This is a genomic window from Saccharibacillus alkalitolerans (assembly GCF_011090185.1).
Taxonomy (GTDB): Bacteria; Bacillota; Bacilli; order Paenibacillales; family Paenibacillaceae; genus Saccharibacillus; species Saccharibacillus alkalitolerans.
In genome coordinates this window covers 50,078-64,958 of sequence record NZ_JAAFGS010000013.1, presented here as the reverse complement: position 1 = coordinate 64,958, position 14,881 = coordinate 50,078, and the positions used below count along the sequence as shown (strand labels likewise).

At 60.1% G+C, this 14,881-nt stretch carries 11 protein-coding genes; 2 read left to right on the top strand and 9 right to left on the bottom strand.

All coding sequences use genetic code 11. From position 1 onward, the window contains the following. Window positions 1–2: 2 nt before the first annotated feature. The 4 genes from GYN08_RS22330 to GYN08_RS22310 form a co-directional block, all read right to left on the bottom strand. Window positions 3–950 carry a carbohydrate ABC transporter permease gene (locus GYN08_RS22330; protein WP_166279571.1) on the bottom strand — a complete coding sequence of 316 codons (948 nt, stop codon included), beginning with the start codon at window positions 948–950 and terminating at the stop codon, window positions 3–5. 18 nt (window positions 951–968) lie between these two features. Further along, a complete protein-coding gene (locus GYN08_RS22325) occupies window positions 969–1,898 on the bottom strand; it encodes an ABC transporter permease (protein ID WP_206023887.1) in 930 nt (309 codons plus the stop codon). A gap of 791 nt (window positions 1,899–2,689) precedes the next feature. Further along, window positions 2,690–4,444: a response regulator transcription factor gene (locus GYN08_RS23875; protein ID WP_235946446.1), complete on the bottom strand. Its 1,755-nt coding sequence runs from the start codon at window positions 4,442–4,444 to the stop codon at window positions 2,690–2,692. A gap of 114 nt (window positions 4,445–4,558) precedes the next feature. Next, window positions 4,559–6,559 carry a sensor histidine kinase gene (locus GYN08_RS22310; protein WP_235946445.1) on the bottom strand — a complete coding sequence of 667 codons (2,001 nt, stop codon included), beginning with the start codon at window positions 6,557–6,559 and terminating at the stop codon, window positions 4,559–4,561. A gap of 358 nt (window positions 6,560–6,917) precedes the next feature. Between GYN08_RS22310 and GYN08_RS22305 the strand changes: the two genes are divergently transcribed. Then, a complete protein-coding gene (locus GYN08_RS22305) occupies window positions 6,918–10,283 on the top strand; it encodes an alpha-mannosidase (RefSeq protein ID WP_166279565.1) in 3,366 nt (1,121 codons plus the stop codon). Window positions 10,284–10,779: 496 nt separating this feature from the next. Here GYN08_RS22305 and GYN08_RS22300 read toward each other — a convergent pair whose 3' ends face one another. Continuing rightward, window positions 10,780–11,361 carry a hypothetical protein gene (locus GYN08_RS22300; RefSeq protein ID WP_166279562.1) on the bottom strand — a complete coding sequence of 194 codons (582 nt, stop codon included), beginning with the start codon at window positions 11,359–11,361 and terminating at the stop codon, window positions 10,780–10,782. Next, window positions 11,358–12,245: a hypothetical protein gene (locus tag GYN08_RS22295; RefSeq protein ID WP_166279559.1), complete on the bottom strand. Its 888-nt coding sequence runs from the start codon at window positions 12,243–12,245 to the stop codon at window positions 11,358–11,360. Before GYN08_RS22295 ends, GYN08_RS22300 begins: the two co-directional genes overlap by 4 nt. Before the next feature lie 247 nt (window positions 12,246–12,492). Between GYN08_RS22295 and GYN08_RS22290 the strand changes: the two genes are divergently transcribed. Beyond that, complete coding sequence (locus GYN08_RS22290; RefSeq protein WP_166279556.1) at window positions 12,493–12,642, top strand: hypothetical protein; 150 nt, start codon at window positions 12,493–12,495, stop codon at window positions 12,640–12,642. A gap of 111 nt (window positions 12,643–12,753) precedes the next feature. On the opposite strand, the gene GYN08_RS22285 is transcribed toward GYN08_RS22290, so the two are convergent. The 3 genes from GYN08_RS22285 to add all read right to left on the bottom strand — a co-directional run bounded on the left by GYN08_RS22285 (window position 12,754) and on the right by add (window position 14,712). Beyond that, window positions 12,754–12,930, bottom strand: a complete 177-nt coding sequence (locus GYN08_RS22285) for a hypothetical protein (protein ID WP_166279553.1) — start codon at window positions 12,928–12,930, stop codon at window positions 12,754–12,756. Window positions 12,931–12,983: 53 nt separating this feature from the next. Further along, window positions 12,984–13,508, bottom strand: a complete 525-nt coding sequence (locus GYN08_RS22280; protein WP_166279550.1) for a hypothetical protein — start codon at window positions 13,506–13,508, stop codon at window positions 12,984–12,986. A gap of 118 nt (window positions 13,509–13,626) precedes the next feature. Next, complete coding sequence (gene add, locus GYN08_RS22275) at window positions 13,627–14,712, bottom strand: adenosine deaminase (RefSeq protein ID WP_166279547.1); 1,086 nt, start codon at window positions 14,710–14,712, stop codon at window positions 13,627–13,629. Between the last annotated feature and the right edge of the window lie 169 nt (window positions 14,713–14,881).

Genomic DNA, 14,881 nt, shown 5'->3' with positions numbered 1-14,881 from the left:
ATTCAGCCTTTGACCGAACCGACGGTGAGACCTTGAACGAAGTAGCGCTGGAAAAACGGATACGCCATCACGATCGGCAGCGTCGCGAGCACGACCATCGCCATGCGGACCGTCTCGGTCGGCAGTCCGGCCGCGGCGTCGAAATTGCCGAGATACTGCGCGTTTTGCGTGAGGAAATCCATGTTTTTCTCGATCCGCATCAGCAGATACTGCAGCGGCGGCGTCAGCTCCGGCTTGTTATAGTACAGCAGGGCATTGAACCAGTCGTTCCAGTAGCCCAGCGCGCTGAACAAACCGATGGTGGCGATGCCCGGCAGCGAGATCGGCAGCACGATGCTGAAGAAAGCGCGGAATTCTCCGGCCCCGTCGATTTTCGCCGATTCGATGACCTCGTCGGGCACCGTCGTCTGGAAAAAGGTCCGCATGACGATGATCGAAAACGCGCTCAGCGACAGCGGAAGGATCAGCGCCCAGATCGTGTTTTGCAGATGTAAAAACTGGGTCATGACGATGTAGCCCGGCACCATGCCGCCCGAGAACAGCATCGTGAAGAAGGCCAGGAAGCTGAAAAACCCGCGGAACTCGAAGCTTCTTCTCGACAGCGCGTAAGCGTAGGTCGTGACCAGCGTCAGCGTCAGCAGCGTGCCGATCACGGTCACCGACAGCGTGACGCCGAACGAGACGAGCAGGTCGCTGCCGGCTCGGAAAATGTAGCTGTACGCCGCGGTGCTGAACCGGCTCGGCCACAGGCTGAACCCCTCCAACGCCAGCGTCTGTTCGTCCGTCAGCGAGATCATGATGACGAACAGGAACGGGAAAATGCAGGAGAAGGCGAACAGCCCGACGATAATATTGAACAGGACGTTCCACAGCGGCGAGATGGCGTTGTAGTCGCGCTTTTTGCGCTTTTTTTCCGGAATCTCGCGCGGTTTGACCGCCGTTTGAGCCATGATTGACGTTCCCCTTTCCTAGAAAATCGCTTGATCGCGGTCGATCTTGCGGACGATATAGTTGGCGGTCAGAATCAACACGAGGCCGACGAGCGATTGATACAGTCCCGCCGCGGTGCTCATGCCGATGTCGCCCATATTCATCAACCCCCGGTACACGAAAGTGTCGATGACGTTGGTGACCGGATACAGCGCGCCCGAGTCTTTCGGCAGCTGGTAGAACAACCCGAAGTCGGAGCGGAAAATGCCGCCGATCGCCAGGATGGTCAGGATGATCATCAGCGGCCGCAGCAGCGGCAGCGTGATATAGCGGATCTGCTGCCATTTTCTCGCCCCGTCGATCGTCGCCGCCTCGTAATACGATTTGTCGATACCGGTAATGGCCGCGAGATAAATGACGCTGTTATAGCCGATCCCTTTCCAAATGCCGACGAACAGGATGATGAACGGCCAGTATTTCGGTTCCGAATACCAGCTCACGCTGTCCGTTCCGAAGTAGGCGGCGAGCTGATTGAGCACTCCTTTGTCCGGGCTCAGGAACGTGAAGGCGAAGTAGCTGATGATGACCCAGGATAAAAAGTGCGGAAGAAACATGCCGGTCTGGTACACCTTCGCCATTCGCTTGTTCAGCAGCTCGCTCAGCAGGACCGCGAAGCCGACGGCGCTGACCAGGCCCAATATGATCATCGCGACGTTGTACAGAATGGTATTGCGGGTGATGACGTAAGCGTCGCTGGTCTGAAACAAATACTCGAAGTTCTTGAAGCCGACCCAGTCGCTGCTCAGCACGCTGGCGAAAAAGCCGTCCGGACTGATCCGGAAATCTTTGAACGCCAGCACCGTGCCGAACATCGGCAGGTAGGCAAAGATCAGAAACCAGACCGTTCCCGGCAGCACGAGCAGCAGCAGCGCCCGGTTGCGGACGATCTTTTTCCAAAAAGCCGCCAATGGAATCCCTCCTCGGATGATATCGTGTGCCGCTGACCGGCAGACCGAATAGGCGTCCGCGCGGAGCATACGGGTGCCTGACCGGTGAATCGCGATGGTTCCGGCGCCGTTCGGGCTGTATCGCGCGTGCCGGAGGAAGCCGGACAACAGCAAACAGAAAAGAAGAAGCAGAAAAAGTAACCTTTCGGCGGGCCGCGCGGCTTCGGATCCCCTAAGATCGGCTGCGTAACGCTCGCCTTCGACACTTTCAATTCTGGATGAAAGCGCTATCCCCAACAAGTTGAAAAATGCTAGGTTTAGATGGACAAACTAAAGAAAAGCCCCTGAATAGGAGCTTTTCGATCGAAAAGTCGGCGTTGGCGGCCGCTGGCGCAGTCTGCCGCAAAGGAGGCTTGAGCTTAGGCGGCCTGAAAGATAACGCGGTCGGGAGTACGGGGCATTCGAAGAAATTCGGGCGGTCCGTGGGAGCTCGGAGCGGTCCAAAGAGACTCGGAGCGATCCAAGGGGGGCGGTGCACTCCAAGACAGGCGGGTTATGGCCGAATCGGCAGTCGAGACCCGCGCCGCGAAAGCTCTGACGACGAGCGGGCGAAAAATAGCTGCGTAAGAACACTTATTTTCGCTTTATTTGCGGTTTTCGGAAAAATAACTGCGGATAAGCACTTATTATTCCGTTTCCCCGTGTTTTCGCCCCTTTTTTCGCAAAATAGCTGCTTCTGCGCAGTTATTTTTCGTTTTGACAGGAAATGAGGCGAAATAGCTGCTCTCCTGCACTTATTTTCGAGCCGCCGCTCAACTGCCGTACATCTGGCGCAGTTCGGTCGGCGATACCCCGGTATATTTCTTGAATTGCCGGTAAAAATACGAATTGTCGAGATATCCGACTTCCGCTCCGATCTCCGCCGTCCGCCGGTCCGTATGCAGCAGCAGCGCCGTCGCGCGTTCGATCCGGCGGCGGTTGAGCGCCTCCGAGAAATTGCTGCCGGTCTCCTGCTGGAACAGCTGTCCCAAATAATTCGGATGCAGGTCCAGCCGCTGCGACAGCGTCTTGAGCGACAGCTCCTCCGCGTAATGATCGCGGATCTGCTCCAGCAAAAAGGCGACATGAACGCTGTGCGCGTGACCGTCCGCCCCCGCTGCGGGATCCGCCGCCGAACCGCGCGTTCCGTGCCGCAGGAACTCGCGGACGTGCTCCCGCAGCCGCTCCAGCGTGAAAATGCGCTGGAGCGGCGCGTACAGCTCCGCGTAATCCGGCTCCGCCGGCCCGCCGGCTTCGCGGGCCGCCTCCACCATGATCCGCACGGCCGCGTTCATCGGCTCGCGGCGCGGCAGCAGTCCGGCGGCTTCCGGAGGGCCGCCGAGCAGCGCCTCTTCCCAGGAACGGGAAGAGGCGGGCATGCTTCCGGGCTCCGTATCCGGCCCGGTGATCCAAAGCCGCCGCCCTCCCGCGGGAAGCAGGCGGCGGAACTGCTCTTTCGCCTGCGCGCAGCAGGCGTGGACGCCGACGATGTCCGGCGAGGCCCCGCCGCCGGCCAGCCAGACGGCGGCCCCGGCCAGGCGGCCGAGCTGCCGCGCGGCCTCGGCCAAGGGGTCTTCCGGCTGCGGAGCGCCGGAAGCGTCGGCGCGCGGCGGTTCGGCCGCGCGCCTGCAGCGGATGCAGACGAGGTCGCCGTCCGCATCCGCGAAGCAGATCGCCGCCGCGCCCGGCTCGGCGGCGGCAAGCAGCGCCTCGCAAGCTTCGGCGAGGCGCCCGGGTTCCGGCCGCGCGCCTTCGCGGCCTCCCCCTCCCGCACCGGCCCGCGCAGCGCCGCCAATTCCTGGCTCCGCTTCCGGCCGCGCGCCTTCGTGGCCTCCACCTCCCGCACCGGCCCGCGCAGCACCGCCAATTCCCGGCTCCGCTTCCGGCCGCGCACCCCCGCGGCCTCCGCCCTCCGCACCGGCCCGCGCTTCCCCTGACTCACCCCCAAACCCGCTTGCCCCGTCGAGCTCTTCTCCCCCGTGCAGCAGCCGAAGCACGTCGACCCGGTACGCCGCGCAGTCCGTCGGAATGTGCAGCAGCTCCGCCCGCTGCACCAGCTCATCGCGCTCGATCGCGCCCTCGGCCCAGCGGGCCAGCACGTTGCTCCGCAGCACCCGGCGGTCTTCCTCCTGCCGGACTCGGCTGATTTCCTCGCGTTCCCACACTTCGCCGATTCGGCGAATGGTCGCTTCCAGTTCTTCGATGTTGATCGGCTTGAGGATGTAATTCTCGATGCCGAGCCGAATGCCCACCTTGACGTACTCGAACTCCTCATAGCCGCTGAGCACGATAAATCGCATATTCGGATAACGCCTTTTCAGCTCTCCGATCAGCTCAAGACCGTTCATCCTCGGCATCATGATGTCCGTGATGAGCAGATCGGCCCCCTGCCCGCCGAGCCGCTCCAGCGCCTGAACGCCGTCGCCGGCATGCCCGATCGGCCGCAGCCCGTGACGCTCCCAATCCATGATCGACGACAGTCCCTGCGCGATCAGCGGTTCGTCGTCGACGAAAAATACCGTCCGCATCTTCCTCTCTCCCTCCGCTCTATTCCCACGCCTTCCGGCGCGCCGACGGATAAGTCTGCCTGACGCGCTTTCTTTCCGTGCGATCCGTCTTTCCCCGTTACGGCCGCCGACCCCCTATCGTTCGGCCCGTTCATTCACCGAAGCTCCCGGGTCGTCTGCCGATTCCGCCGGAAGCACCATCCGTACCGTCGTCCCTTGCCCTTCCTCGCTGTCCACCGTCAGACCGTAAGCTTCGCCGTAATTCATCCGAATTCGCTCGTGCACGTTGATCAGTCCGATCGAGCGATGCTCCTTATCCGGCGCGGGCGCGCCGCCGTCCAGCATAAGGCGGATCTCCGCCAGCCGTTCGGGCGGAATGCCCGTGCCGTTGTCCTCCACTATGATCGTCAGCCGCCTTTTCTCGGCTTTCGCCCGGACCGCGATGCGGTTGTCGGCGTCCAGCGGACGAAAGCCGTGCACGATATAGTTCTCTACTACCGGCTGGACGAGCAGCTTAACGATCCGGCAGTTTTGGGCCGCCTCTCCGACTTCGATGTCCGCGGTCAGACGCCCCTCGTAGCGGATGCGGAACAAGTCGAGATACATCGAGCAGATCTCGATTTCTTCGCTCACGCTGACAACGGTGCTTTTTTTGACCAAGCTGCGGAACATGACCGACAGGCTGTAAATCATTTTCCCCACATCCTGCGCGCCCAGCGAGTAGGCTTTCATCCGGATCGACTCCAAGGTGTTGTACAGAAAATGCGGATTGATCTGCGACTGCAGCAGCGCCAATTCCGCGTTTTTCTGCCGGATCTCCGAGGTGTATACCTGATCGATATACGTCTCCAGCTGCTCGCACATGGCATTGATGCGCTGCGCGATCTGCTGCAGCTCATCTTCGCCGGACAGCTCGATTCGCGTCGTGAGATCCCCGGCGCCGATCCGGCTCGTGGAGCGGATAATGCGGCGGACCTTTTTCGAATGCGACCGCATGATAAATGCCGCCAGGCCGATACTCACCGCGGCGAACAGCACGGTGCCCAGAATCAGCATGCCCGTCAGCCCCGCCATGCTGCGGTCCACGGCCGCCTCGGACACGACGCCGAGCACCGACAGGCCGGAACCGGCCACGCTCAGCTCGTTCGTGCGGAAGGCGCCTCCCGGCAGCTCCGCGTCCCCCGCCGCGTTCGGACGATACGGATAGGCGCGCCCCGCATACCCGCCTTCCGAATCGTAAATGGCCGTCCCGTCCGGAGCCAGCACCAGAATCTGCCCGTTCACGGAAGGCGCCTGGCTTCGCAGCAGGGCATCGAGCTTGGCGGCGTCGAATTCGACAACCATCATGCCGATGCGCCGCAGCGTCCAGGGGTCCTGCAGCTCGCGCGCGTACAAATAGCGGCCTCCGGCAGGGCCGGATTCGCCCGGGCCCGGCTCCGATTCTTCTCCGGCATTCGCCGCCTCTTCCGCGAGGCTGTCCCGGCCGGGGCCGCCCGAACCGCCCGGGACGGGCCCGGCGGAATTCGTTTCGCCCGCCTTCCCGGGTTCCTCTCTGCCTTCCGCCGCGTCGCCCGGCGTGACCGAAGCCGGCGGCACGCCCCAATAGCCCGCGCGGTCGCCGGCCGCCCAATCTGTCCACACCGGATCGGAACCGCTTTCAAAATCGATTCTGCGGCTGTTCTGCCCGACGTACATCGAGAACTTCCGCGTGTAGCTGTAGACGCTTACGCTGCGCACCGACGCATCCTGCTCCAAATAATTTTTGATCGCCAGGTCGAAAGTGCGGCTTCTGGAGCCCGCGCTGCCGGCAAAGGCGTTCAACCGGTAGCCCAGATAATCTTCGTAATCATGATTGAGAAAATAAGCCATGTCGTCGCTGACCGTTCCGTCGCTGTACACCTGTTGAAGCATGTTCTGCAAATATTCGTACTGTCGGTTCAGATAAAGGCTGAGCACATGAGTCGTCTTGAGGTTGGCGTCCGTCTCCTCCCGGATCGCCCGCTGAAGCTGGTATTGATGCATCAGGCCGGCCGCGAACGCAAACAGCATGACCGCCGTCAGCGAGTACAGCAGGACGATCCGATTGAACATTTTGCGCTTCAGATGATTGAGATAGAACCTGCGAATCGCGCGCATTCCGCTCCCCTTTCCGCGAACCCGGAACGCGGGATGCCGGGCCGTCCTTTTCTGCGCACAGTGTACCACCGGCGTACGCGCTCGGCAAACGGCTCACACGGAAGCTCATTCCCGCACCGGGGGCTTCCGCCCCCCATGTCGCAATCTTGCACCTTTTTTTGTCGCGAATATCCGTTTGAAAACGGCTCCCTCCCTGCTTATAATGGCCTTAACGATCCCCTAAGGTCGCTTTGCCCCAGCGAAAAAGAACCCGGCACGCCTCCCCGCACGCGGCGAGTACCCCCGGCCCTTCTTGCGCACCTACTCGCCTCCGACCGTTCGACCATTCGTCCGACTACCCTAAGGAGGTTTTTTTCCTATGTTTTTGACCGAAGACAAGCTGCGTTCCCGCCTGCACGAGCTGTCCGACTACCGTTACCGGGACCGCATGCCGATTTCCGTTTTCCGCTGCCTTGAAGATACCCGCAAAGAGATCAATCCCGCAGTCCCGTCGCCTTCCGATTACGACGGCACGCTGAAGACCGGCGAGACGTGGAGCGGACGCGATCTGTACCTGTGGCTGCACGCCGATATGGAGATCCCCGCCGAGTGGAGGGGACGCCGCATTCTCGGCCGCTTCGATCTGGGCGAGACCGGCGGCGGCAACAACTCGGGCTTTGAATCGCTGTTCTATCTGCACGGCAAACCGTACCAGGGCGTCGACTCCAATCACCTGGAAGTGTTTTTCAACGAAGAAACGGCCGGCACTTCCCTTCCGCTGACGCTCAGGTTGTGGTCGGGCCTCGAAGGCGGCGGGGAGCGGCGGGATCAGACCCACGGCATCCGCCTCGCGGAAGTGTGCTGGCTCGACGAAGCGGCGGACGACTATTACTACACGCTGCTGGCGGTGTCCGAGACGGTCGAAGTGCTCGACGAGAATCTGCCGGAACGCTCGCAGCTGCTCAAAGCGGCGGACCGTTCGCTGCTGCTGATCGACTGGGCCTCGCCGGGCTCGGAACGCTTCTACGAATCGCTGCGCGAAGCGCGCGACTCCCTGTCGGACGCGATCGACGGCATGGAGAAGCATTCGGCGGTGGAGATCACGGCGATCGGACACACCCATATCGACGTCGCATGGCTGTGGCGGCTCAAGCATACCCGGGAAAAGGCGGCCCGCTCGTTCTCGACGGTCATGCGATTGATGGAGCTGTTCCCCGAGTACACGTTTCTGCAGACGCAGCCCCAGCTTTACGATTACGTCAAAACCGACTACCCGGAGCTGTACGAGGACATCAAAGCGCGGGCGGCGGAAGGACGCTGGGAAGCGGGCGGCGCCATGTGGCTCGAAGCCGACTGCAATTTGACGTCCGGCGAGTCGCTGGTGCGGCAGATTTTGGTCGGAACGCGTTTTTACCGGGAAGAATTCGGCGCGGAGTGCGATTATCTGTGGCTCCCCGACGTGTTCGGCTACAGCTGGGCGCTGCCGCAGATTTTGAAAAAATCCGGTATCCATACGTTCATGACGACCAAGATCAGCTGGAACCAATACAACCGGATGCCGCACGACACGTTCATGTGGCGCGGGATGGACGGCACGGAGATTCTGACCCATTTCATCACGACGACGGAACCTTGGTCTCGTCCCGGCTCTTGGTTCTACACTTATAACGGCAATATCATGCCCAAGACGGTCAAAGGCAGCTGGGACGCCTACCGCGACAAGGAAATGAACCGGAAGCTGCTGTTCTCCTACGGTTACGGCGACGGAGGCGGCGGCGTCAACCGGAACATGCTGGAAATGCGGCGCCGGATCGACCGGATGCCGGGACTGCCGAAGATGAAGACCGGTACGGCCGGCGATTATTTCAGGGAGCTGCGCGAGACGGTGGCGAACACCGACAGCTACGTGCATACGTGGGACGGCGAGCTGTATCTGGAGTATCACCGCGGCACGTACACGAGTCAGGCTTACAACAAACGCATGAACCGCAAGCTCGAGCTGCTGTACCGGGAGACCGAATGGCTGAACGCGCTGAACGCGGCGGCAGCCGGCGATTGGGACCGATACGCGAAAAAGGAATTGGACGAAGGCTGGAAGATCATTCTGCGCAATCAGTTCCACGACATCATTCCCGGATCGTCGATCCGCGAAGTATACGAAGACAGCACGATCGAATACGCGGAAGCGGAGCGGCTGGGGCTTGAAGCGCGGAGCGGGGCGGAAAAAAGCCTGCTGGCCACAGCGGCGAACGGGGACGCCGCAAGCGGCGTGCGCCGCTATACGGTCTGGAACGCTTCGCCGTGGGCGGAAAACGGAATCGTGGAAATTCCGGCGGCCGGCGGCCGGACGAGCGGCATCTGGACCAACCATCTCGGCGAGACGCTGAGCGCCCAGTACGCGGACGGCGTCTGGCTGGTCGAAGCGACGGACGTGCCCGCGATGGGATACGGGGGGCTGACGTTCGAACCGGGCAACGAAGCGGCGCAGAGCCCGGAACTGCCGGCGGATACCGGAACGTCCGGTTCGGCGGTGGCGCAGGCCGCGGAAGAAGCCGGAGCCGCAGCGGGAATCGGAGCGCAGGCGTCTCCGTTCACCCTGCGCGAGAACGGCGTCTCGACGCCGTTCTACGAGCTGGAGTGGAACGAACGCGGCCAACTGACGCGGCTGTATGACCGTTCGGCCGACCGCGAGGTGCTGGCGGCCGGGCAGCGCGGCAACGTGCTTCAGCTGTTCGAGGACAAGCCGCTGGCGCACGAAGCATGGGACGTCGATATCTTTTACCGGCAGAAGTCGCGGGAGCTGGACAACCTGACAAGCATATCCGTCGAGGAAAACGGATCCCTGCGCTGCGTCTTCCTCTTCGTCTGGGAAACGGAAGCTTCGCGCGTCGAACAGCGGCTGACCGTTTATGCGCGCGACCGCCGCATCGACTTCAAGACGAAGGCCGATTGGCACGAGCGCCGCGTGCTGCTTAAAGCCGCCTTCCCGGTCCATGTCCGCGCCACGGAAGCGACGTACGACGTCCAGTACGGCAACGTCAAGCGTCCGACCCACTGGAACACCAGCTGGGACATGGCAAGGTTCGAAACCGTCGGCCACCAATGGGCCGACCTGTCGGACAGAGGCTACGGCGTCAGCCTGCTGAACGACTGCAAATACGGTTATGACATCAAGGATAACGTCATGCGGCTGTCGCTGATCAAATGCGCGCAGCATCCCGATACGGAAGCCGATCAGGGGGCGCACGAATTCACGTATGCGCTGCTGCCGCATGAGGGAGATTGGCTGTCAGGCGGCACGGTGCCGAGCGCCTGGGCGCTGAACAATCCGCTCCGCGCCTCGGAAGGATCGCCCGATCGGGCAGCGCTGTCGATGTTCCGCCTGACCGTCGGCGGCGCCCAAGGAGATACGCTCGGCAGCGGCGATGCTTCGGCCGCGGACACCGCGCTCCCCGCTGCCGAGAACGGCGCTTCGCGGCGGCGCGGACCCGGAGGCACGATTCGGCCGACGGCGATGATCTCCGCCGTCAAGCGCTCCGAAGACGGCGGCTTCGTCATCGTGCGCGTGCACGATTTCTCCGGCAGCCGGCAGCGGCTTCTGCTGGAGAGCGACCTGCATATCTCGTCCTGGCAGGAATGCGACTTGATGGAGCGGCCGGAAGGCGAACGCGGAGAGGGTTCCGCGATCTCGTTCACGCTGGAACCGTACGAAATTCGTACGTTCGCGGTCGAGCTGCGCGCTTAGGTTCGCGGTCAGCTGCGCGCTTAGAACCGGCCCTTCCGATTTAAGGGCGTTAAACGGTGCAGGCCGGAAGACCGGGTGATCGGAAGGCCGAGCGGCCTGGAAGGCGAATAACCGGAAGACCGAGCGATCAGAAAGCTCGATGATTGGAAGGCCCGACGTTCTGGAGGGCAAATAACCGGAAGATCAAGCGATTGCTGCTTCGATTCCGAACGCAGGCCCTCCTCGCCGCACGGAAAGCAGGTGGGCCGAAACCTCAATAAACCCGACTTTCCATTTGGAAAGCCGGGTTTATTCGCGTTTTTTCCATATTAACGAAACCTCGGCGCCAACGAATCCTGATCACGCTATTTGCTTCGTAATCAGCTTCTGCGCAAACTAACGAATCCTAATCACCTTATTTGAGTTTTATCGGCTTTAAACGGGCTTTGTCCCGGTATATAGCGACAGGAAGATTCGTTAGAGTTTCAAAAAGGCCCCAAACCGGAAAATAGCGATCTCACGATTCGTTAAGACCCGCCGAGTCGAAGCGAAGATCCCGGCCCGCCCTGCGAAGCCCGACGATGATCGAAATCATCGCGACCAGGGACAGCAGAGCGGCGGCGAGCCACATCAAGGTCAGTCCGAGCTGCTCGCCGAAATTCAGCGCAAAAGGCGTGATCGCCGCTGCCAGCGCGGACGGAACGATATAGAGCTGCCAGCCGATTTTCATTTTGCGCTCCAATTCCTGTTCCCCTTCCTTCTCCGCTTCGCGTCTCGTCCCTTCGCAGACCGCGTAGACCAAGGCAAAGCCGACAAACATACCGAGCAGATCGAACCCCCACGCCCATGCCGGCATTTCGGCAAGTAAAGCTTCCGGGTCGCCTGGGAGAAAAGCATTGATTACCGACAGCAAGATCACGGTCAGGGCCAGGCCTCCGGCCTGTCGAAAGAGCGGGTTGACTCCCTTCATGCGCGACGCTCCCACGTATACCATGAGATAGGCGGCGACATCGATCAGTGTTCCGATCCACAGGCTTCCGACCAGATTGATCAGCGTCAAGATCAGTCCCCAACTGATCAAATTCACGTTTTTTCTCAAGACTTCTCCCTCCCCGATCGAACGAACTGCCGAATTTGGCTCTCGCTGGGCGAAGGGTTATCCTCGATAGAAGCAGGTCTCAGATCCAGCGTGCGTTCTCCGCTTTGCACCGTCATGACCGGAAGAAGCCGATATACGGTGCTCCAATCCCGCGAATCCCGGTCGACGAAGCGATACCCGAGCGAAGTTTTGTGTTTTTTGCCGACTTGCTTGGGCAGCGTCAGGTTGGCCAGCGGATTATCGCCGGCCGGCTGTTCCATGTCGAACGGCTCGTATGCGGTGCCGCTGTCGGCCCAGAACAGCGAGAGCTTGCCCGCCGCTTCCTCCAGATAAGGAGACTGAAGGGAAAGGATCTTCACGGGCGCGCCCGCCTCCAGCGTGGCGTGACCCGTATTGCGATTCGAAGAACCTCCGCCGATCGCATATAAGAGATCCGAAGGGGCGGCGCTCGGCGGGTAGAACCGGACTTCTCCGATGTCCGCCGTTTCCCGACTCCCGTCGTCGTACCGGACGTCCGCCTTTCGAACGACGATAGGCTGTTCATCGGAAACCTTCGCCGCGGGCGATTCCGTATCGGCAATCTCCAGCATGTATCCGTCCAACGTCTGCTGCCGGTATTCGATATGCCGAATCCTTGTCGTGCCGCGGACTTCGATACCGGGCAGCTCAATAGCCTCCACCCGGCGCTCGTCCGTGCGGTTTTGAAGACGGTACAGAATAAAGCTGCTCCCGGCTCCGTTTTCCGCTTCGATTCGATGCTGCAAAAAAACCGGCTTTTCCAATTGTCCCCGGTTGAAATAAACGCCGTTCAGCCCCCACGAAGCCGCCACCGCAAGCAGGATCGCCGTCAAAATCGCATACACCTTTTTGTCTTTTCCCGTCATTCCGTCGGCTTCCTCCTTTTCCTTGCAGGCTTTGGTTGATAAACGTCGTTCAAGTCCTTTCCGTTATGATTTAAAAGCATTATTGTCTGAAATTTGAATAAAGCGGCTCGAAATTGCGGTTCCTGTGTGCTTTTTCGGGTTTGCTCGTTGCATTCTGTTCGAAAATATGGATAATAGGAGTTAGAGAAGCATGATAATGATTATCATTCCTGCATGGTGACTTTACATCAAAGGAGAACAAAATCGTATGCAACCATCGACTTCCAGAGTAAACCTTACCCTCGACGATTATCTGGTTCTGCTGAATGTGGCCGTTCAGGTCGGCGACAAGAAATGGCAGAAGGAAATTAAGCGCAAACTTGAACGCATCTCGCGTTTTGAATCGGCGAAAGCCTGATAAAAAGCCGGTTCCCGCTCGACGGGAAACCCCCGGCACGACCAAAAGACCGGAATCCTCCGTTTGGAGAGTTCCGGTTTTTTGTCGTTTCGCAGAGCCGGGTTTTCCTGTTTATCCATGTGTCCTGAAATAAGCGATTCCGTAAAAAATCAGAAAAAATACGACGGCAAGCACGAGTCCTACGATTACCGTCTCCTTGATCGAGGAACGCCCCGTTTCTTTCCAGGCGTGCTGCGCTTTTTGCCTTGCGGCTTCTTCTTCCGAATTGTTCAGATTGCCGGGAAGCATAAAACCCCCTCCTTTCATCTGAATGATAACATCTATCCGATGCCCGGTCACGCTCACTCCGACAGCGTCAGCTTTCCGTCCGCCGTACTGATTCGTGCCGTTCCCGAGTCGCCGAACTCCGCTTTGAGGCTGCCGTACGCTTTTTTGCCTACCAACTTGATGACGTTCTCGCCTTCCGGCAGATCAAGGGTAAGCGTTCCGCCCGCAGCGGAAGAATCGGCCAGCTTGACTACCTCGCCGTCGGGCCGCACGTGAACAAGCTTGCATTTGCCGTTATCGATGCCCATTTCTAGGTCGAGCGTCACCCGCGATGCTTCTGCCGCATTTACCGTCCATAGCGTCTGTTTGCCCGAGAACTGCCTGAAATCGAGCACGGCTCCTTCCGGATCCGCCGCTCCTTCTCTCGAGCGGTAACTGTAGCTGTCGCCGTCCTGCGCGATCAGTTCGTTGCTGCCGTAAATCTGCAGCTGCGCCATCGTTTCCCGCACCGTCGAACAACCCGACAGCATTATCATCCCGACCAGCCCCAGCAGAATCGTCTTCCGTTTCGCCCGCTTGCGCCATTTCCGTCTGACCATGACAAAGCGCCTCCTTATTGATGTGTAAAGCTTGTTCAAGCCGACTGTCGTCACCTTCAGTCTACACCAATAAGAAAGCGCTTCAATGTGATTTTTCTCCGCTTGTGACTCCTTTTTATCAGCCGGCCGCGGAAGCGGATCGGGAAGCGGGCATGTCGGAAGGCGTCAAGCCCGCCGCGGCAAAACCGCTCATGAATTCCGCGCGCAAACGCGCTTTTTCCTCGGGCCGCAAAAACGCCGCTTCGACGCCGTTCAGAATCAGCGTGCCGATCTCCGGCAGCGTGAAACCGAACTTGTCCGTCAGCACCCTGTATTCGTCGACCAGCGAAGTATCGGATACGGTCAAGTTGTCGGTGTTGATCGTCAGCCGCAGACCCGCATCGAAATATTCGCGAATCGGGTACGTCTCCCAGCTGTCCATCGCTTTCGTCTGATAATTGCTGATCGGGCACATCTCCAGTACGATGTTCCGGGCGCGCACCAGTTCCATCACCTTCGGATCTTCCCGCAGCCGGACGCCGTGTCCGATTCGCGTCGCTCCCAGCCGGGTCACCGCTTCGTGGATATTTTCGGCTCCTCCCGCTTCGCCCGCATGGATCGTCACCGGCATGTCCAGCAGCTGCGCGTATTCGAATACGGCGCGATGCAGGTAAGCCGGGAAAGCCGCTTCGGGACCGGCCAGGTCGACCGCGACCATTCCGCTGTCTTTAAAAGCGGCCGCCGCCGCGATCACTTCCATGTTTTTGTGCGGAGAGTGGTGACGCAGGCACGCGGCGATGCCGCGGGCCATTACGCCGAATTCTTCTTCCCCCCGCCGCAGCCCGCGCAGCACGGCGTCGATCACTTCTTCGCAGGTCAGGCCCTCCGAGCGGTGGAGCTGCGGTCCGAAACGGACTTCGATATACCGGCAGTTCTGCTCGGACGCCTGCTCCACCACTTCGTAGGCGATCCGCTCCAGCACGTCCGTTTTATGAAGGAAACCTGCCACAAAATCGAATTTCCCCAAATATTCCAGCAAACTTCCGCATTCTCCCGTCACCTTCATGAAAGGAACGAGTTCTTCGGCGCGGGCGGCAGGGAGCTTCACACCCTGCTGCGCCGCGATCTCCCACAGCGTCGATGCCCGAATGCTCCCATCCAAGTGCAGATGCAGGTCGACTTTCGGCAGCATGCGGAGCAGTTCCGGCAAACGGTTATCCAGCATAAAACTTCCTCCTCTTCGCGCGGCTTTTTTTTGGCTTTCGAATTTGCGTGTATGGATATTGTCACGTTTTATACCATAACGAACCTGACACCGGCCAATAAAAAATATTTATTCGATCCGCAAAAACGATAACCCCCTGTAAAATACGGCGGCAGCCGTACCGGCAGGA